This window comes from Rahnella sp. ChDrAdgB13 (assembly GCF_017655185.1).
GTDB classification, from domain to species: Bacteria; Pseudomonadota; Gammaproteobacteria; order Enterobacterales; family Enterobacteriaceae; genus Rahnella; species Rahnella contaminans.
Window position 1 is genome coordinate 72,338 of sequence record NZ_JAEMGT010000092.1, and the last position, 20,330, is coordinate 92,667.

The following is a 20,330-nucleotide window of genomic DNA, read 5'->3' on the forward strand; positions in this document are numbered from 1 at the left end:
TTCTGATAGTCCCGGCAAATGCTTTATAAGAGGTTATATTTATTCAATTGTAGAGAGGTTGCGCCGCGCTGTTTCTGTTAACAGTGACAACGATTCAGCGCAACCGGCTACGTATACAGGAGAATAAAATTGACCACAGAACTGAAGGATACCACCACAGAGACGCCCCCGATCCCCGCCCTCAGTGGCGGGAAATATGCTTTCTTTTTTGATGTTGACGGCACGCTCGCCGAAATCTGCGCCGAGCCGGACGACGTCTCCATTCCCGCTTCCGTTCGCGATAACCTGAAAACGCTGGCTGCGGCCACTTCAGGCGCACTGGCGCTGATCTCCGGGCGTCCGGTTGAACAGCTTGACCAGCTTTCCGCGCCGCTCCGGTTACCGGCTGCGGGCGTGCATGGCGCCGAACTGCGCGACGCCGCAGGGAATCTGCACCGCGTGACGTTGCCTGAGGATGTGGCGCTTGCCTTGCAAAAGCAGCTTGAAAAGGGAATGGCCGAAATGCCGGGAACGCTTCTTGAAGCCAAAGGCATGGCGTTTGCCCTGCATTATCGTCAGGCACCGGCTTTTCAGCAGCAGGTTCTGCAACTGGCCGAATCGGCAGTCGCTGCGTATCCCGACCTGATGCTTCAGCGCGGAAAATGCGTGGCGGAAATTAAGCCGCGCGGCAACGATAAAGGCTCCGCAATCACGACGTTTATGCAGCAGGTGCCGTTCGCCGGGCGTATTCCGGTGTTTGTTGGCGATGACCTGACCGATGAAAAGGGCTTCCAGGTCGTCAATGCCATGAAGGGTATTTCCGTGAAAGTCGGAGAGGGTTCCAGCCATGCACGCTACCGTCTGGGACGCGTCAGCGATGTGTATCAGTGGCTGGAAGCGTTACAACGTCACTTAACCATCACTAATAATAAGGAGACAACACTATGAGCCGCCTGGTTGTCGTATCTAACCGTATTGCTATTCCTGACGGGTCGAAATCCGCGGGTGGGCTTGCCGTCGGTATTATGGATGCGCTGAAAAACACGTCCGGGCTGTGGTTTGGCTGGAACGGAGAAATCAGTGAAATCTCCGGCGAAGAGGAAGATGATCTCAGTCTGGTGGAAGAGGACGGCATCACCTACGCCTCGGTTCCGCTCAATCAAAACGATTATGATCTGTATTACTGCCAGTTTTCGAATGCCGTACTCTGGCCAGCGCTTCATTACCGCATCGACCTGGTGGATTTCCAGCGTGAAGCCTGGGAAGGCTACTGCCGCGTCAATGATCTGCTGGCGAGAAGATTGCAGCCACTGATAAAACCCGACGATATTCTGTGGATCCATGACTACCATTTGCTTCCTTTTGCCGCCGCGCTGCGCAAACTTGGCGTAAAAAACCGCATCGGCTTTTTCCTGCATATTCCGTTCCCTACACCCGAAATTTTTAATGCCGTGCCGACGCATAACGAACTGCTGGAGATGATGTCGCATTTCGATTTGCTGGGCTTCCAGACCGAAGGCGACCGCCAGGCGTTTCTGGATAATCTCGGCGAACTGACGACTATGCAGCCGTCCGATACCTGTCTGCATCAGGCGTTCGGCAACACCTTCCAGACCGGGGTTTATCCGATCAGCATTGCGCCGGACAGCATCCGCAAAATGGCGGAAGGGCCGCTGCCGCCGAAAATGGCCGCCATGGAACGCGAGCTGCGCGAGGCGAAAAACATTATTTCCTGCGAACGTCTGGATTACACCAAGGGGCTGCCGGAGCGTTTTCTGGCGTTCGAGGCACTGCTGGAGAAATTCCCTCAGCATCGCGGTAAAGTGCGGTATTCCCAAATAGCACCGACGTCGCGCGGCGATGTGCAGGCGTATCAGGATTTGCGTCATCAGCTTGAAACCGAAGTCGGACGCATCAACGGGAAATACGGCAGCCTGAACCAGACGCCGCTGTTCTATCTCAATCAGCATTTCCAGCGCAGTTTGCTGATGAAACTGTTCCGCCTGACCGACGTCGGGCTGGTCACACCATTGCGCGACGGCATGAATCTGGTGGCGAAAGAGTATGTCGCGGCGCAAGATCCGCAAGACCCCGGCGTGCTGGTGTTGTCGCAGTTTGCCGGTGCGGCGAATGAACTGACGGCGGCACTGATTGTCAACCCGTATGACCGTGATGACGTGGCCGCCGCGCTCGATAAGGCGCTGACAATGCCGCTGGAAGAGCGCCGTGAACGCTACAACGACATGATGGAAGTACTGCGTAAAAACGATATTACGCACTGGGGTGAAAGCTATTTGCAGGATTTGCTGGCCATTTCTCCCCACGACGTTGCGCACAACGCCGTCGCCTGAGAAAAACTTCTCTAAACACAGCCCTGAATAAGGGCTGTGTCATTTTTAACGCAATGCAGAGGCTTGTCGCATATGCAAAACGCTAAATTACAGACTAACGAATTCCCTGACCTGGAACCGATTGAGCTGATCCTGGACCGGATGATGGATGCCGAACCGGAACCGGAAATGATCGAAGGCCTGCCGCCATCTGATGCTTTGACTCCGGCGGATCGCTACATGGAACTGTTTACCGCCGTGCAGTCTTCGCACCTGTTTGAAGATAGCAAAACCTTCCCGGACTGCCCGCCGAAAATGGATCCGCTGGACATTCTGCTGCGCTACCGCCGGATAAAAAATCATCCCGGTTTTAATCTGCAACGCTTTGTTGATGCGCACTTTTCGTTACCTGCACATCACGGCGATGAATATGTCAGCGATCCGGGCGACTCCCTGAAAGAGCACATCGATAAACTCTGGCCGGTGCTGACGCGCCAGCCGGAAGACCATGTGCCGTGGTCATCGCTGTTACCGCTGCCGCAGGCGTATATCGTGCCGGGCGGGCGTTTCAGCGAAACCTATTACTGGGATTCTTACTTCACCATGCTGGGGCTGGCAGAAAGCGGCCGCAATGATTTGCTGCGCACCATGGCAGACAACTTCGCCTGGATGATTGAGATGTACGGGCATATTCCCAACGGCAACAGGACGTATTATCTCAGCCGCTCACAGCCGCCGGTGTTTGCCCTGATGGTGGAACTGTTCGAGGAGGACGGCGTGCGCGGTGCGCGGCGTTATCTGGAACATCTGCTGAAAGAGTACGAATTCTGGATGGACGGCGCGGAATCGCTGATGCCCAATCAGGCATACCGTCACGTGGTTTGCCTGCCAGACGGCACGCTGCTGAACCGCTACTGGGACGACAGGGATACGCCGCGTGATGAATCGTGGCGCGAAGACGTGGAGACGGCGAAACATTCCAGCCGCCCGGCTAATGAAGTTTACCGTGATCTGCGCGCCGGTGCGGCGTCCGGCTGGGATTATTCCTCACGCTGGCTGCGCGATCCGGACAGACTGGCGAGTATCCGCACCACACAATTCATTCCGGTCGACCTGAACGCGTTCCTCTACAAACTGGAAAACGCAATTTCGAATATCTCCGGCCTGAAAGGCAACCGGGAGACGCAGGCGCTGTTCCGGCAGAAAGCGGAGATCCGCCGCGACGCCATTACCCGCTATCTGTGGGATGACGAAGACGGATGCTTCCGCGATTACGACTGGCATCGTCAGCAACTGGCGCTGTTTTCTGCCGCCAGCGTGGTGCCGCTGTTTGTCGGGCTCGCGACGCACGGACAGGCCGAAAGGGTCGCCGCCGTGGTACGCGAACGGCTGCTGACTTCCGGCGGTTTGCTGGCCACGGAGTTTGAAACCGGCGAACAATGGGACAAACCGAACGGCTGGGCACCGCTGCAATGGATGGCGATCCAGGGCTTCAAGCTGTACGGCAATGACGCGCTGGGCGACGAAATCGCCCGCAGCTGGCTGCGAACGGTGAATCAGTTTTATCAGAAACATCACAAGCTGATTGAGAAATACCACATTTCCGGCAGCGCCGCGCGCGAAGGGGGCGGCGGCGAATATCCGCTTCAGGACGGTTTCGGCTGGACCAACGGCGTTGTCCGCCGCCTGATCGGGCTGTATGGCGAGAATTACGAGTAAAGGTCTGACGCGCCAGTGCAGGAACAACCGTTTCATTGAAGGTATGTTAATACTGCCGGGACTCTCACTGCTTTGGGAAGCGGCAAAATAGCGATAGAGTTAAGCCCCGTCGTAAGCCGTTTTCACCGAAACATGAGAGTCAACACGATGCAGCCCGTCAAAAAATTCCGTTTTTATCGCCCGCTGAAAGGCCACAGTCACACGTTTGGTGAACAATGGTTCGCCCTCAAAGCCGAAGCATTCGCCCGGTTCTTTGGCACGCCGACGTTCCTCATCGCGCAGACAGTGATTGTGGCAGTCTGGATCTACCTGAACATCTCCGGGCTGTCCAAATTCGACCCCTATCCGTTTATTCTTCTGAATCTGGCCTTCAGTTTGCAGGCAGCTTACGCGGCACCGCTGATTTTACTGGCGCAGACCCGTCAGGCCGAACGCGACCAGGCACACGCGCTGACGGATGCTCAGCACCGTGAAGATCTGGATGATGCGATGGCAAAACGTCAGACTGTGGCTGAAGAAAATTCCGCCCAGTTACTGGTTTTAGTCCAGCAGAACATTCAGTTGACCTCGCTGACCAAAGAGCTGGCCGAGCGGATTGAAACCCTGACAACGCAGCTGGCCAGCCGGTAAACAAAACGCTACACCTCCTCATTCAAGTCACTTTTCTTTCGATAAATATCAGGCCGGGTTATCGCCCACGCATAATCCGGCCTGTTTACCGGTTCGTAACCGAATTTTTCATACAACCAGGGCGCGGTGGTGGTGAACAACACCATGCGGCGCAGGCGCGCGGAAACCGGATGCGACTGGCAGCATTCGACCAGCCAGCCGCCGAGGTTGTTACCCTGATAGTCTTCCAGCACATAGACGTCGCACAGGTAAGCAAAGGTGGCGTAATCAGTGATAAAGCGGGCGAAACCGATTTGTTTTTCGCCTTCAAACAGACCAAAGTTGAGACTGTTTTCAACGGAATCGCGCACGGTTTGCTCGTCAATTCCGGCAGCCCACGTTGAGCGGGTCAGGTAACGATGGATCGCCGGAATATCCTGCGCGGTTTTATCCGTGGTGATATGGAATGCGCCTTTTGTCCACTGGCATACGTCGGTTGCTGTCACTGTATTCTCCGCGAGTTTCGGTTGTTTTAATGATCACCGTACGAATGTAGCGCAGGCCGGTCGAGATTTCATACAGTCGGGCTGTAAAAAGCTGGCTGAATGCTGTATCCTGCACTCATCATTAATATGCTGTATATAATTACAGTATAAGGAGCGAGTCATGGCTGTTGAAACAAAATTTGTTGTCGTCAGAAAAGGTGAAGAGAAAATGACATTTGCCAATAAAAAAGATGCAGACGCTTACGACAAGATGCTCGATATGGCAGATACCTTCACCGAGTGGTTATCGCAGAGCGGGCTTGAGATTGACGAAGTGCTGGCGGAAAATATCGCGCTGCACCTCGCTGAGCAAAAAGATGCCGTTCAGCATATCCTGCGCACCAGTAAATTACCGGAAACCGTAGCGGTCGTTGCTGACGAGACCACTGAAGAAACCGCAGAGCCTGTAGCCGTGGAACACGTCGAAGCGGATGCAGAAACGGAAGAAAAAGCAGCACCTGCACCGAAAAAAGCCCGCGCAGTGAAAGCCGCCTGACTATTTTGCCATAAAGAGCGACGGAAACAGAAAGGGCACGCACTGGCAATATCCCGCGTGCCCCTTTATCACTGCATTTGCGCAACGTTTTCCCGCCAGAAATCAGCGAATTTCCGCTTCAACAATCGAGACGTAGCAACCTGTATCAATAATGCGGTTCAGTTTGAGATCGGCATCCGCCAGCAATGCTTTGATTTCATCTTCGGAACGCGTTTGCCCGCCATCAAAACTTGCCAGCAAAAGCAGATCGACTTCCTTGCCGCCGTGCCAGGCGTTTCCGCGCGGAATGACCGGTTCCATGATAAGCAGCTTCGAACCGGCGTGCATGGCATTGCGGCAGGTGCGTAGTATTTTGCGCGCCTGTTCTTCCGGCCAGTCCATCGTGATGTATTTCAACATATAAAAATCCGCCGTCGGGCAGGATTCAAAGAAACTGCCGGGATGCAATTCCCAGCGGGAATCATCGCCCAGCTCGCTGAGACGGTTTTTAGGCAAGACCTGCGGCTGATCGAATAAAATACCGTGCAGCGTCGGATTATGTTGCAACACTTTTAATAATAATCCGCCCATGCCACCGGCAATATCCACGACGGTTGATTTATCAGGGAAATGATAACTCCGAACGATGAAGTTATTTTCAATCGAAGACATGGATGACATTCCCCGGTCAAAATCATTAATACCGTCATGCGCACTTTCCTGAGCCCAATACTCGTAGAAATTCATACCGTAACGATTTTTAAAGGCGGATTCGCCGCGAATATTTTCTATAACATTTCCGAGCGGAAGCCAGAGTGTTTCATGCGTCAGCATTAATACTGCCGCACGCAGGGAACCGGGGACGTCTGAACGTAAGAATTCGGCGGAAGGCGTCAGGGAAAACTCACCGTTTTCATGTTCCTTAAAGATATTCTTAGACGCCACCATCCGCATCACACGGTAGAGTTGCCGCGGGTTGACGCCCAGTTCTTTGCCCAGTACATCGGGCGTTTTAGGGCCTTTGACCAGACAATCAGCAACGCATAACTCCGCCACGGCGCGCAGTGACGCCTGAAAGGTATATCCCATTGCCTGCTCTAATAAATGCAAAGCCGCTGAATCACTTTCTGAAATAGCAACAGTTGTGTTAGTCACAATAATTCTCCACGCAAAATTGAAATGCGAATAAATTTGCAAAACAACGCTGCAATTTTATTTGTCCATAGAGAGAAATTATTCTCGGGAAAAACATTAGGACAGAAAAAGAGAAACAACAATGTCAGGGTAAATTCAGAAAAGATAAACCCGTAAAGATAACGGGCCGCTGTCATTTAAACGGGACGCGACTTTATTTGATAAAATAAAAATGGCGTTACCGGGACGCCATTTTTGTTAGTTTTCAGAGCCAGATTACTTCGTCTCGTATTTATTTCGGCTCGTAACGAATATATCCCGCTACGCCGCCTTTACCGCCATCTTTTGGATGATTAATGCCGTCGCTGACGCTGACCACCGGGAAATCAAACGGCGATACGCCTTCGATACAGGCGACATTCACGCCATAGAATTCAGGATTGGAACGGCGCTGGTGGAAGGTGTAAATCCCGCAAACTGAGCAGAAGAAATGGGCTGCTTCGCCGGTATTGAACCGGTATTCGGTAAGCGAGTCCTTGCCCTTGATCACATCCACTTCCTGAGCCGGGACGACGACCGCCCCGCGCATACGGCAGAACGAACAATTGCAGCGGAGCACGTTGTTATAGCCATCAGTCAGTACGGCGCTGAAGACAACCGAACCGCAATGACATTGGGCGGACACTTTATCTGACATGGAAATCTCCTGAGATCGTCCGGCAAATGAGCGGGTTAGCCGGTTTACCGTGTTGACTGTTTTCATAGAAGCTGACAGGCGTTCAGTTACGTTAGCCGCTTTTTTATCATTGCTCAACCGCATGACAACACGTCAGGTTGGCGCTATGTTACTGGCAATTTATTTTTGCGGAGCGGGTAATGGACATTATCGGGATCATTCTCTCGGCGGGGAAAGCCTCAGTTAACGTGGCGCTTTACACGCTGATCCCAATCATGGTGGTCATGCTGATCATCATGAAGTACCTGGAAGTTCGTGGCGTTCTCGACGGGATTGTCCGGCTGGTGACGCCGGTTTTACGCCCTTTTGGCGTCACGGGTATGGCAGTATTTGCCCTGATCCAGCTGAATTTTGTGAGTTTCGCGGCACCGCTGGCGTCACTGGCGCTGATGGAAAAGAGAGGGACGTCCGACCGCCATCTCGCCGCCACGCTGGCCATGCTTTTTGCCATGGGGCAGGGCAATGTGTTTTATCCGCTTATTCCTTACGGCCTGCACTGGGGCGCGGCGATTATCATTTCTATTGTCGGTGGACTCGGCGCAGCCAGTGCGACCTACTATCTGTTTGGCCGTCGTCTTTCGGCCACCGCACCGGAACGTGAAGGTAATCCGCTGGAAGACAAGGCCGGCAAAGGGCTGATCGCCATCATTAACGGCGCGGGCTCGGATGCAATCCGTCTGGCGCTGGGTTCTGTGCCGATGCTGATCCTCTCGCTGACCGTCGTCGGTATTTTAAAAGAAGCCGGGGCGATTGAGTTTCTGACCCGTCTGCTCGGGCCAGTGCTGGGATATTTCAGTATTTCAGACGTGTACGTTCTGCCCGCGCTGACCAAAATGCTTGCGGGCGGCACCGCCTATTACGGCGTGGTGTCTGACCTGATTCATCGCGGGCTTTTTTCCCCGCAGCAGGTCAATGCTTCCAGTGGTTTTCTGATCCAGACGCTCGATTTACCCGGTATCGGTATTTTTCTGGGGATCGCCAGCCGCTTCGTCCGGCTGTTCCGCTTTGCGCTACCGGGCGCGATCATCGGCATCCTCATTCGCAGCACTATTCATGCATTGGTATTTTGACTGTTCAAGGGAGTTTTTTATGAAAGAGAAGTTTCCGCAAGGCTTTATGTGGGGCGGCGCGACAGCGGCCAATCAGGTTGAAGGGGCGTACGATCAGGACGGCAAAGGGCTGTCGATTGTTGATGCCATTCCCGGCGGTAAAGACCGGTTACGCATTGTTTCTTCAGCAGAATTTGATTTCACGCTGGATACCGAAAAATACACCTATCCGAACCACATGGGCATCAATCACTATCATCGTTTTGAGGAAGATATTGCCCTGTTTGCGGAAATGGGTTTCAAATGTTACCGCTTCTCTATCGCCTGGACACGCATCTATCCAGATGGCATTGAACAACAGCCGAACGAAGCCGGTCTGGCGCACTATGACAAGGTGATTGACGCCTGTATCACGCACGGTATCGAGCCGGTAATTACCCTTTCCCACTACGAAATGCCGCTGCATCTGGCGACCGAATTCGGTGGCTGGAAAAACCGTGAACTGATCGGCCACTTCGAGCGTTTTGCCCGCACGGTGCTGACGCGATTTGGTCATAAAGTGAAATACTGGATGACCTTCAACGAGATCAACAGTGCGGCGCATTTCCCGATCATGAGCCAGGGGCTGACGGTCAAAACCGGCGCGCTGGAAGCTCAGGCCAAATTCCAGGCATGGCATAACCAGTTCGTGGCCAGCAGCCTGGCGGTCAAAATTGCCCGCGAAACGAATGCTCAGATTCAGATCGGCTGCATGATCCTGTTCGCCACCCATTACGCCTATGACTGCAATCCGGTGAACCAGCTGGAAACCCTGAAAGAGACGCAGGCGTTTAACTTCTACTGCGCGGACGTGCAGGCGGGCGGTAAATATCCGTACTACGCCAAACGTTTATGGGAATCGCAGGGCGTCGTGCTGGACATTCAGCCGGACGATCTGGCGCTGATTAAACAGCACACGGTGGATTACATTGGTTTTAGCTATTACATGTCTTCAACCATCAACAAAACCAATCCCGAGGCGGTGTCCGCGCAAGGCAACCTGCTCGGTGGCGCGCGTAACCCGTTCCTCGAAGCCAGCGACTGGGGCTGGGAAATCGATCCGGTGGGCCTGCGCATCGCGCTGAACCAGCTTTACGACCGCTATGAAAAGCCGCTGTTTATTGTTGAGAATGGGTTAGGTGCCGTCGATAAGCCGGATGAAAACCACTTTATCGCCGATGATTACCGTATCAACTACCTGCGCCAGCATATCGCTGCGATGGCAGAAGCCATTGAAGACGGCGTGGATCTGATGGGTTACACGCCATGGGGTTGTATCGATCTGGTGAGTATGTCCACCGGCGAGATGAGCAAACGCTACGGCCTGATTTATGTCGATCTCGATGACAAAATCTCCGGCACCGGCAACCGTTACAAGAAGAAATCTTTCCACTGGTATCAGAAAGTGATCGCCACCAACGGCGCAGATATCAGCTAAAACGATGATGTGACAAATTACGAAAAAAACGGGCGGAGAAATCCGCCTGAATTTTTTAACAACAAATTTTAAAAGTGACGTCCGTTTACCCGATATGTTTAGCGCGACCTGCAAGCGGGGCAATCACCAGCTGTAGCGCGTTAACTGCCGTCAGCACAATCAAAGGCACCGTCCAGCTGTGGCTGACTTCGTGCAGCATGCCAAAAACTAACGGCCCCAGCGCCGCCACGCCATACCCCACGCATTGCGCCATCCCGGAAAGTGCCGCTGCCTGGCGGTGGTCTGTCGCCCGCAGATTAAATAACGACAGGCAAATCACCATGGAAGCGCCAGCGCCAAGACCGGCAATAACCAGCCACAACAAGGGCAAAGCAGGGAAGATCAGCAGCCCGGCTAATCCGGTGAAAATGGCCAGTGAGGCGATGAAACTGATCCCGCGCTGATCCCGGTATTTTTTCAGCGCCGACATGCAGACCAGATTGGCCACGATCGCCACCGCCTGATAGACAAATAACATCCAGCCCGCGCTTTCCTGGCTGATGCCGTGTGAACTGGCGTAAGGCGTGAACCAGTCTATCAGGGTGTAAAAAACCATCGACTGAAGCGCCATAAACAAAGAAACCTGCCAGCCCAGCATTGATTTCCACGGTGATTTCAACCGGCCAGGCGCCGCCTGCTGACGCGATAATTCACGCGGTTGCGTATTTTTCAACAGCGGCAGCCACGCGACGGTGGCGATAAGGGCAGGGACAATCCAGATGCCGAGCGACAGTCTCCAGCCAAAACCACTGATGTGCTGCAAAGGAGCCGCCATGCCGGAGGCAAGACTGGCAGTAATCGCCATGGTTGAGGCATACAGGCCAATATATTTGGTCGTATGGTGTTTAAAATCGCGCTTAATTAACGGCGGAAGCAGCACGTTTGCCGCAGCAATCCCGGTGCTGAGGATCACGGTGCCGGCCCACAATCCGCTGGCATACGGCATCACGCGCACCACAGAGCCCAGCGTGATGAGGCAAACCGCGACCCATAAACTTTTCTCCAGTCCGGTTTTATTTCCGCACCAGGAAGCCAGCGGCGCAATAGCCGCAAACAGGATCAAAGGGATAAAATTGAGCAGCCCGGCGGCTGAAGCACTCAGTCCAAACATCGCGCAAATATCTGCCAGAACCGGACCGGTTGCGGTGATCGGGGAACGTAAATTCGCTGCCGTGAGAAGGATAAGAAACAGGAAAAAAGCAGAATTGGCAATTGACGAAGGACGCGCCGACGACGTCTGAGGCTGAGTCATAAATACACCGCACAATGAGCAGGATTATCCTGCAGAAAGTGCGTTGGTTGACGTTAACGCTTACGCAAAAGGGCGGGCACCCTGATGTCTGGCGGCGATATTACACAGAGATGTCCGCTCTGTAAATATGTTGTGATCTGGAAAATAAACCCACTGACTACCACTAAAAAGACTAGTATGAAAAGTATTGCCCGCTGCGGGTGATAAACCCGTTCTGCCTCCCTGACCTTTACCCTCTCTCCTTTTTATGTGAACTCTAATCGCAGCTCAGGCAACTGCCTTCTCGGGTCCGCGTATGGTATGAAGATGTGAAAAAGACTGTCATTAACTGGTTCAAAAGCAAACGCGCACCGCCTGTTATTTCAATCACGCGGCGTCACCGGGCCAGCGCGCTGGAGCAACCGGTGCCGATCCGCACGGAGCTTTTCTCGGCAGATCAGATGGAACGCTACGGCGGGAAACTGGCGCTCTCGCACAAGCTCTCCGGTAAAAAACTCCCGTATTACCTGCTTAAACGCCTCGATGATAATGAAAAAGTCCTGACCCGAAGTTGTCTGATTTTAAGCAACGGAGAGAAAGCGAGCATCACGCCGGCCGGTGAATGGCTGCTCGATAACTTTTATCTGATTGAAGAACAAATCCGCCTGGTACGTCAGTTGCTGCCGAAAAACTTCGGCAAAGGCCTGCCGTCGCTCGGCGCTCCACATTTCTGCCCGCGTATATATGACATCGCCACGGAAGTCGTCAGCCACAGTGACGGGCTTCTGGATGTCACCACGCTCACCCGATTTTTTACCACCTATCAGAGCGTCAAACCGCTGACGCTCGGCGAGCTGTGGGCATTTCCCGGCATGCTGCGGCTGGCGCTGATTGAGAATCTGCGCCGCGTCAGCATTGAAGTGGCGAATGCCCAGCAGGAACGCAATCTGGCCGATTACTGGGTCAATAAATTGCAAGACAGCGCTGAAAACGATCCGTCCGGTCAGATCATTATTATCGCCGATATGGCGCGCACCAATCCGCCGCGCACCAGCGCGTTTGTCGCCGAACTGGTGCGTCGCTTACAAGGGCATGGCTCGATGCTGGCGCTGCCGCTGACCTGGGTGGAACAACGCCTTAGCGAAGTCGGGCTGACGCAACGTGAAGTGATCGACAAATTTAACCAGCAGCTGGCCGCTAATCAGCTTTCTGTCAGCAACAGCATTATGGGTTTACGCCAGCTGACCGAAATGGACTGGGCTGATTTTGCCGAAAATCTCAGCGTGGTGGAGCAGACGTTGCACGGCGACCCGGCCGGGATTTATCCGCTGATGCATTTTGATACCCGCGATAATTACCGCCATCAGATTGAACGTCTCTCACGCAATTCCCGTCATGACGAAGCCTTTGTCGCCGCCCGCGCCGTAGCTCTGGCCCGCGAGGCAACGGTTTCTTATCAGCAACAACACGTCGGCTACTATCTGATTGATGCCGGGAGAAAAACGTTAGAGAAAGATCTCAACGCCCGTTCTTCCCTGATCACCCGTATACGCGCCAGACTGAGCCAGACGCCGCTGCTTTCGTGGCTCGGCAGTCTGTTGCTGCTGACCACGGCCGTTACCGCCGATGCGCTTTACCGCTCAGCACATCCGGCGCTGCACTGGCTTTGGTGGGCGCTGCTGATTCCTGTGGTGCTGGTCGCCAGCCAGTTTGCGCTTAATCTTCTCAGTGAAATCACCACCCGTAGCCGCACGCCGCAACCGTTGCCGCGTCTGGAATTCGCCGGGGGTATTCCTGAAAACGCCAGTACGCTGGTGGTCATTCCCTGTCTGCTGGGCAGCCAGAAAAATATTGATGCGCTGATTAACAGCCTCGAGGTGTGTTACATCGGCAACATGCTCGCGCACCTGAATTTCGCGCTGCTGAGTGATTTCCATGACAGCACTCAACGCGATAATCCTGAAAATGACGCGCTGCTGATTTACGCCACCCGCCAGATCCAGTCCCTGAACCGCCGTTATCCCGCCACGCAGGGCGCACGGTTTTCGCTGTTGCATCGCGACAGTGAACTGAATACGGCGCAGGGCGTGTGGATGGGGTATGAGCGTAAGCGCGGTAAACTGAACGCGCTGAACCGCTGGCTGCGCGATGAGGGCCAGCCGTTCTCGCTGATTGAAGGCAGCACGCAGGAACATTTGCGGCAGGTTAAATACGTGATTACGCTCGACAGCGATACGGTTCTGCCGCGCGCGACGGCGCATCAGCTGGTGGCTGCGATGGCGCATCCGCTGAATCATCCGGTGTACAACGAAAAGCTTCAGCGGGTGGTTTCCGGTTACGCCATTCTCCAGCCACGGCTGGCGGAAGAAATCCCGGAAAACGGGCAGGGACGTTACGCCGCGTTATGCAGCAGCGTGCCTGGAAACGATCCGTACTCGTCCATGTCGTCCGATATCTATCAGGATTTATTCGGCGAAGGCTCATTTGTCGGGAAAGGCATTTACGACGTGGATGTCTTTATTCAGGCCACGGAAAATACCTGCCCGGAAAATCTGGTGCTCAGCCATGATTTACTGGAAGGCTGTTACGCCCGCTCAGGGATGCTCAGCGATGTGGTGTTATACGAGCAATATCCTGACCATTATCTGGCGGATGTGGCGCGCAAAACCCGCTGGATCCGCGGTGACTGGCAGCTTCTGAACTGGCTGGGTTTACGGGTGACCCAGGAAGACGGCCAGCGCGCCCGCAATCCGCTGACCCTGCTTTCACGCTGGAAACTGTTTGATAACCTGCGCCGGAGTCTGGTCGCGCCCGCCTTATTAATCCTCATTTTCAGCACGCTGATTCTGGTGCCCAACAAGCTTTACTGGTTCGGCTTTATCAGCTTTATGTTGCTGTTCCCCGCAGGGGTTGCGCTGGTGCTGGATTTGTTCAATAAAGGCCCGCGACGCGCGCTGATCCCGCATCTGAAAAGCGTATTTTCTGCCACCGTCAGCCGGGTCTCGCGTATTTTTCTGCACCTGATGACTTTGCCGCATGAAGCGGTTTACTCCGTACAGGCAATTTTGCTGACGCTGTGGCGGCTGAACGTCAGCCATCGCAAACTGCACGAATGGGCGAGCGTGAGTATTGGCGCACAAAGCCGGGCGCATTCTCCGGAATATTTTTATCGCCGGATGTGGGCCAACCCGCTGGCCGGTGTGGCGGTAATTTTAGTGGCGGCGTATTCCCATCTGCCGCTGCTGGCATTCGCACTTCCGCTGGGCATTCTGTGGTTTCTGGCGCCGCGCATTCTGTGCTGGCTCAGTCAGCCTGCAAAACGTGATATGCCGGATCTCAATGTTCTGCAACACGCTTTCCTGCGCCAGACTGCGCGCCAGACCTGGGCTTTCTTCGAAGATTTCGTCACGGAAACTGAAAACTGGCTGCCGCCGGATAACTTCCAGGAAATCCCGCAGCCCACCATTGCACACCGCACGTCACCCACCAATATCGGCCTTTCTTTGCTGGCCAATATTACCGCGTGGGATTTCGGCTACCTCACGCAAAAAGAGGTGCTGGAACGCACCAGCCTGACGCTGGATACGCTCGACAAACTCGAGCATTATCGCGGTCATCTGTATAACTGGTACGACACGCGCACGCTTGAACCGCTGAATCCGCGCTACATTTCGAGCGTGGACAGCGGCAATCTGGCCGGGCATTTACTGACGCTCAGCACCGGTTTACGGTTGTGGCGCACGCAGCCTGCGATGGATATCGGACGATGGCTGACCGGGCTGGAAGATACCTTGCAAATGGCCGAAAAGCAGACGCCAATGCCGGTGCTGAACAAACTCCGCCAGCTGATGCCGCATACTGCGGCAAACGTGCAGGCGCTGGATCCTTTGCGGGAAATGCACGCGCTGATCACGCCTGCAGATGGCGTCTGGCTGCAACGTCTGGCCGCACAAATTGACGCCGGTCTGGAAGAGTGGACTGAGTTTTATGGTGCGTTTTCGCCGGAAGTGCAAAGCGGCGTCCTGCCTTCATTGCAATGGCTGGCGCAACAGGATGCACGAACGCAGCCGGATTTATCCCGCGCGATCGGGCTGGCGCGTCAGCGGCTTGACATCATCCGTGAGCTGGAGAAACGCCTGAACGACCATGCGCGCATGGATTTCCAGTTCCTCTACGACAAAAACACTCATCTGCTGACCGTCGGCTATAACTGCGACGCGCATAAAATGGACAGCGGGAAATACGATCTGCTGCCGTCGGAAATCCGCCTCACCAATTACGTCACCATTGCCACCAATCAGTTGCCGCAAAAAAGCTGGTTCGCGCTGGGCCGGTTATTCACGGTGATCGACAAGCAACCGTCGCTGATGTCGTGGAGCGGCTCGATGTTTGAATACCTGATGCCGCAGCTGGTCATGCCTGCGTATCCGGACACGCTGCTGGTGCAGATGTGCCAGACCGCGGTTGACCGGCAAATTGCCTGGGGCAGAGAGAACAAGGTTCCGTGGGGGATTTCGGAGTCCGCGTATGCCGCGTTTGATCTCAACCAGAATTATCAGTATCACGCGTTTGGCGTGCCCGGCCTCGGGCTGAAACGCGGGCTCGCCGAAGACATGGTCGTCGCGCCTTACGCCACGCTGATGGCGCTGATGATCCGGCCACAGGAAGCCTGCCTCAATCTGGCTGAGCTGGAAAATCGCGGCGCACGCGGCGAATACGGTTTTTATGACGCGCTCGACTACACGCCGTCTCGCCTGATCCGCGGGCAGATTTACATCGTGGTGCGCTCGTACATGGCTCACCATCAGGGCATGGGTTTTCTGGCGCTGGCGAATGTGCTGCTCGATGCGCCCATGAACGCGCGCTTTGCGGCGAATGCGGCATTCCAGTCTGCGCGCCTGCTTTTGCAGGAACGCGTACCGGACGCCGTGGAGCTTTACAGCCCGCGCCGTCATTTCGAATCCCACGACAGCACGCTGCAAAAAGTAAATATCGAGCTGCGCGAATTCAGCAACGCCGACAGCCCGGCGCCGGAAGTTCAGCTGCTTTCCAATACGAATTATCATCTGATGGTGACGCAGGCGGGCGGCAGCGTCAGCCGCTGGAAAGACCTGACGCTGACCCGCTGGCGGGAAGATGCGACGCGCGATGACCGGGGGATATTCTGTTATCTGAGTGATCCGGAATCCGGCACGGTCACCAGCAATACATGGCAGCCGCTCGGCAAACAAAAGGGCACGTATCACGCCGTACTGACCGATGCCGGTGCCGAGTTCCGCCGCACTCACGGTTCGCTGACAATGCAGACGCATATCGTGGTTTCACCGGAAGATGATGTCGAAATCCGCCGGATGACGGTCACGCATCATGGCCGCCATGCCCGTGAGCTGGAAATTACCACTTATGCCGAAGTCGTACTGGCACCAGCGGCTAATGACGCGGCGCATCCGGCATTCAGCAATCTGTTTGTGCAGACTGAACTGATGCCCGCGCAGGAAGGGATTCTGTGCCATCGCCGCCCGCGCGAGCCGGAAGAACAGTGCCCGTGGATGTTCCACATGATGGCGATCCACGGTTCCGTCGAGCGGGAAACGTCATTTGAAACTGACCGCGCGCAGTTTATCGGGCGCGGCAATACGGCCTCCAATCCGCAGGCATTACGCCGTGCCGGGGCACTCAGTAACAGCGCCGGAGCGGTGCTGGATCCGGTGATGGCAATCCGTCAGCGCATCCGCCTGAAACCCGGTGTACCGGTCATCATCGATATGGTTTACGGGATTGCCGACACCCGCCTGCAAAGTCTGGCGTTGCTGGAAAAATACCGCGATCATCATATTGCTGATCGGGTATTTGAAATCACCTGGTCGCACAGTCAGGTGGTGCTGCGTCAGCTGAATGCCACCGAGGAAGACGCAGGGCTGTTTAACCGGCTGGCCGGTGCCATTCTGTTCGCCAGTCAGGAAATGCGCGGCGATGCGCAGGCGGTCAGCGCTAACCGTCGCGGGCAATCCGGCCTGTGGGGGCAATCGCTTTCCGGCGATTTGCCGGTGGTTCTGCTGACAATGACCAGCAATGAAAATATCGGGCTGGTGACGTTGCTGATCCGTGCGCACCATTACTGGCGGTTGAAAGGGCTGAAAGTCGATCTGGTGATTCTGTGTAATGATTCCGGCGGCTACCAGCAGGCGTTGCAAAACCAGATCCTCAGCCTGGTGGCGTCCGGCGCGGGTTCCAGCCAGACCGATATTCCGGGCGGCATTTTTGTCCGTAATGGCGAACAGATGACGCAGGACGACCGCACACTGCTGATGAGCGTCGCCCGCGTGGTGATCGACGACCGCCGCGGGGCGCTGGCAGATCAGCTGAATCAGCGCATGCAGCCACCGCATGTTTCACTGCCCGCTTTACTGCCGGTACGCACGCTAAACGACAATCAGCCGGTCACGGCTCCTCCACGTGACCTCAGTTATTTCAACGGACATGGCGGATTCTCGCCGGACGGGCGTGAGTATCAGATAGTCCTCAACGACGGAGCAAATACCCCTGCGCCATGGTCGAACGTGCTTGCGAATGCGGAATTTGGCTCGGTGATTTCAGAAAGTGGTCAGGCTTATACCTGGTATGAAAATGCCCATGAATACCGCCTGACACCGTGGGAAAACGACCCGGTCAGCGACAGTTCCGGCGAAGCGTTTTATCTGCGCGATGAAGAGACCGGCAGCGTATGGTCTCCGGCACCATTGCCCGTGCGAGGACCCGGCGGCTACGTGACGCGACACGGTTTTGGTTACAGCGTTTTCGAGCATACCGAACGGGGGATCAGCAGCGAAATGACGGTGCTGGTCGCTGAGCACGCACCGGTCAAACTGATCATGCTTACGCTGACCAACGTTTCCGGCAGGCCGCGCAGGCTTTCGGTGACCGGTTACGTCGAGTGGGTGATGGCCGATCTGCGGGTGAAATCAGCCATGCATATTGTCACCTCGGCGGCACACGTTGTGCAGGGCTGCGGCGTGCTGGCGACCAATCATTACACCAGCAACGGCTCACCGCGCACGGCCTTTTTTGCCGTGACCGGCGCACATTGTTCCGTGAGCGGCGACCGCCGTGAATTCCTCGGAAGAACAGGTTCCGCCGCATCACCCGCAGCAATGAAGACGCAGCGCCTGTCGGATAAAACCGGCGCAATGCTTGATCCTTGCGGCGCGGTACAGTCAGCGACCACGCTGATTGACGGCGATCAGCGCACCTTTACTTTTGCGCTGGGTCTGGGGCAAAACGCCGGAGACGCCGAAGCGCTGATCCATCAGTTCTTCCAGGAAGGCGCAGCACAGGCTGAGCTGGATCGCGTTCATCATCACTGGCATCAGGTGCTGGATAAAATTCAGATCACCACGCCGGATAAATCCGTCGATTTACTGACTAACGGCTGGCTGATTTATCAGACCCTCGCCAGCCGTATACTGGCGCGCAGCGGGTATTATCAGTCCGGCGGCGCGTTTGGTTTCCGCGATCAGTTGCAGGATACGCTGGCGCTGACGCATGCCGCGCCACAACGTATGCGCGAGCAGATCCTGCTGTGCGCCTCGCGGCAGTTTATTGAAGGCGACGTCCAGCACTGGTGGCATCCACCGACCGGCAATGGCGTCCGCACGCGCTGCTCGGACGATTATCTGTGGCTGCCGCTGGCAATCAGTCATTATATTGCCGTGACCGGTGATGGCGCGGTGGCAAAAGAAATCGTGCCATACCTCGAATCGCGTCTGCTGGCTCCCGGCGAGGAATCTTTCTATGAACAACCTTTGGTCAGCAACACGCAGGAAACCCTGTGGGCGCACGGCGTCCGCGCGCTGAAATACGGGCTGAAGCTGGGTGACCACGGCCTGCCGCTGATGGGCGCAGGCGACTGGAATGACGGCATGAATCTGGTCGGGCTGGGCGGACGCGGCGAAAGTGTCTGGCTGGGCTTCTTCCTCTATGACGTTCTGCAACGTTATGGCGCGCTGGCGGAAGAGCGTCAGGACGCAGAGGTCGCCACGCTTTGCCGTGAACACTCTGCGCGGCTCAGACAAAATCTCAACGATCACGCCTGGGACGGCGACTGGTATTTGCGCGGCTATTTTGACGACGGACAAACGCTGGGTTCGCATCTGAATAACGAATGTCAGATCGACGCCATCGCCCAAAGCTGGTCGGTGCTTTCCGGTGCGGGAACACCTGACCGCACCGCCAGCGCCATGCAGTCAGTAGATAAATACCTGGTTGACAATGACGCCGGTTTAATCAAACTGCTGACGCCGCCTTTCGACGGCAACGGCCCGAACCCCGGTTATATTCGCGGCTATCTGCCGGGTGTCCGCGAGAACGGAGGCCAGTACACGCACGGCGCTATCTGGGCAGTCATGGCCTTTGCGAAACAGGGCAATATTGAGCGTGCCTGGGAACTGATGGCGATGATCAACCCGATCAATCACAGCCTGACCGCAGAGGCGGTTGGCCGGTACAAAGCCGAGCCTTACGTGATTTCCGCTGATATCTATTCGGTCGCGCCGCACAGCGGACGCGGTGGCTGGAGCTGGTATACCGGTTCCGCCGGGTGGACGTACCGCCTGATCACCGAATCATTGCTGGGGATCACGCGCAAAGGCGACACCATTTCCATTCACAGCCAGCTTCCGGAAAACTGGCCGGAAATCAGCATCGCATACCAGCAAGGCAGCAGCCGTTATCTGATTACCGTGCGCAAAAGTACGGAAGAATATCGCGTGACGCTGGACGGCAACTTGCTGGCGAATGATGAGATCCCGCTCACCGATGACGGGCAGGATCATCACGTTGACGTTGAACTGGGAAGGGGGGCTAAAAACGAATAAATCTGCGGTCTGAATAAATGTCCGGCAACAGGCACCGCCTTGTTGCCGGATTTAGCGGGGCTTTTTTGTACAAACACAAATCCTGTCTTAGAATAATTTTTACGGGCCTGATCACGCTCATATCAATGATTTAA

Annotated in this window: 12 protein-coding genes; 8 read left to right on the forward strand and 4 right to left on the reverse strand. The window is 55.3% G+C overall.

Annotation, left to right across the window (positions count from 1 at the left end; genetic code table 11):
* Nucleotides 1-141 precede the first annotated feature (141 nt).
* From otsB to J8X26_RS21235, 4 genes are all read left to right on the forward strand, one after another.
* The gene (otsB, locus tag J8X26_RS21220) at nucleotides 142-927 is read left to right on the forward strand and encodes a trehalose-phosphatase (RefSeq protein ID WP_374101299.1); all 786 of its coding nucleotides are present in this window, start codon (nucleotides 142-144) and stop codon (nucleotides 925-927) included.
* Nucleotides 924-2,330, forward strand: coding sequence for an alpha,alpha-trehalose-phosphate synthase (gene otsA, locus J8X26_RS21225; RefSeq protein WP_208951869.1), 1,407 nt, complete (start codon nucleotides 924-926; stop codon nucleotides 2,328-2,330). Before otsB ends, otsA begins: the two co-directional genes overlap by 4 nt.
* Nucleotides 2,331-2,402: 72 nt before the next feature.
* The gene (locus tag J8X26_RS21230) at nucleotides 2,403-4,028 is read left to right on the forward strand and encodes an alpha,alpha-trehalase (RefSeq protein ID WP_208951870.1); all 1,626 of its coding nucleotides are present in this window, start codon (nucleotides 2,403-2,405) and stop codon (nucleotides 4,026-4,028) included.
* A gap of 147 nt (nucleotides 4,029-4,175) precedes the next feature.
* A complete protein-coding gene (locus J8X26_RS21235) occupies nucleotides 4,176-4,658 on the forward strand; it encodes a DUF1003 domain-containing protein (protein WP_152323916.1) in 483 nt (160 codons plus the stop codon).
* A gap of 8 nt (nucleotides 4,659-4,666) precedes the next feature.
* Here J8X26_RS21235 and J8X26_RS21240 read toward each other — a convergent pair whose 3' ends face one another.
* A complete protein-coding gene (locus J8X26_RS21240; RefSeq protein ID WP_152323915.1) occupies nucleotides 4,667-5,143 on the reverse strand; it encodes a GNAT family N-acetyltransferase in 477 nt (158 codons plus the stop codon).
* A gap of 160 nt (nucleotides 5,144-5,303) precedes the next feature.
* Here J8X26_RS21240 and J8X26_RS21245 point away from each other — a divergent pair, with 160 nt between their 5' ends.
* The gene (locus J8X26_RS21245) at nucleotides 5,304-5,678 is read left to right on the forward strand and encodes a YebG family protein (RefSeq protein ID WP_152323914.1); all 375 of its coding nucleotides are present in this window, start codon (nucleotides 5,304-5,306) and stop codon (nucleotides 5,676-5,678) included.
* A 102-nt stretch (nucleotides 5,679-5,780) separates the two neighbouring features.
* Here the strand turns inward: J8X26_RS21245 and J8X26_RS21250 are convergent, their stop codons facing one another.
* Together J8X26_RS21250 and J8X26_RS21255 are read right to left on the reverse strand one after the other, a co-directional pair.
* Entirely contained in the window at nucleotides 5,781-6,812 is a 1,032-nt protein-coding gene (locus tag J8X26_RS21250; protein ID WP_307803488.1) for a methyltransferase, read from the reverse strand.
* Between the two features lie 271 nt (nucleotides 6,813-7,083).
* On the reverse strand, nucleotides 7,084-7,488 hold the full coding sequence (locus tag J8X26_RS21255; RefSeq protein WP_152323913.1) for a GFA family protein: 405 nt from the start codon (nucleotides 7,486-7,488) through the stop codon (nucleotides 7,084-7,086).
* A gap of 179 nt (nucleotides 7,489-7,667) precedes the next feature.
* Here J8X26_RS21255 and J8X26_RS21260 point away from each other — a divergent pair, with 179 nt between their 5' ends.
* Both J8X26_RS21260 and J8X26_RS21265 read left to right on the forward strand, forming a co-directional pair.
* Nucleotides 7,668-8,597 (forward strand): nucleoside recognition domain-containing protein, encoded by a 930-nt coding sequence (locus tag J8X26_RS21260; protein ID WP_152323912.1) that lies wholly within the window; start codon nucleotides 7,668-7,670, stop codon nucleotides 8,595-8,597.
* 19 nt (nucleotides 8,598-8,616) lie between these two features.
* Nucleotides 8,617-10,053: a glycoside hydrolase family 1 protein gene (locus tag J8X26_RS21265; RefSeq protein WP_208951871.1), complete on the forward strand. Its 1,437-nt coding sequence runs from the start codon at nucleotides 8,617-8,619 to the stop codon at nucleotides 10,051-10,053.
* An 85-nt stretch (nucleotides 10,054-10,138) separates the two neighbouring features.
* Here J8X26_RS21265 and J8X26_RS21270 read toward each other — a convergent pair whose 3' ends face one another.
* A complete protein-coding gene (locus tag J8X26_RS21270) occupies nucleotides 10,139-11,344 on the reverse strand; it encodes an MFS transporter (RefSeq protein WP_208951872.1) in 1,206 nt (401 codons plus the stop codon).
* Between the two features lie 308 nt (nucleotides 11,345-11,652).
* Between J8X26_RS21270 and J8X26_RS21275 the strand changes: the two genes are divergently transcribed.
* A complete protein-coding gene (locus J8X26_RS21275) occupies nucleotides 11,653-20,196 on the forward strand; it encodes a GH36-type glycosyl hydrolase domain-containing protein (RefSeq protein WP_374101298.1) in 8,544 nt (2,847 codons plus the stop codon).
* The last annotated feature ends 134 nt before the right edge of the window (nucleotides 20,197-20,330 follow it).

What these genes read in the sequence shown, in the direction of transcription:
- otsA (WP_208951869.1), top strand. Translation starts at nt 924, where the DNA reads ATGAGCCGCCTGGTTGTCGTATCTAACCGTATTGCTATTCCTGACGGG.
- J8X26_RS21230 (WP_208951870.1), top strand. Translation starts at nt 2,403, where the DNA reads ATGCAAAACGCTAAATTACAGACTAACGAATTCCCTGACCTGGAACCG.
- J8X26_RS21235 (WP_152323916.1), top strand. Translation starts at nt 4,176, where the DNA reads ATGCAGCCCGTCAAAAAATTCCGTTTTTATCGCCCGCTGAAAGGCCAC.
- J8X26_RS21245 (WP_152323914.1), top strand. Translation starts at nt 5,304, where the DNA reads ATGGCTGTTGAAACAAAATTTGTTGTCGTCAGAAAAGGTGAAGAGAAA.
- J8X26_RS21255 (WP_152323913.1), bottom strand. Translation starts at nt 7,488, where the DNA reads ATGTCAGATAAAGTGTCCGCCCAATGTCATTGCGGTTCGGTTGTCTTC.
- J8X26_RS21260 (WP_152323912.1), top strand. Translation starts at nt 7,668, where the DNA reads ATGGACATTATCGGGATCATTCTCTCGGCGGGGAAAGCCTCAGTTAAC.
- J8X26_RS21265 (WP_208951871.1), top strand. Translation starts at nt 8,617, where the DNA reads ATGAAAGAGAAGTTTCCGCAAGGCTTTATGTGGGGCGGCGCGACAGCG.
- J8X26_RS21270 (WP_208951872.1), bottom strand. Translation starts at nt 11,344, where the DNA reads ATGACTCAGCCTCAGACGTCGTCGGCGCGTCCTTCGTCAATTGCCAAT.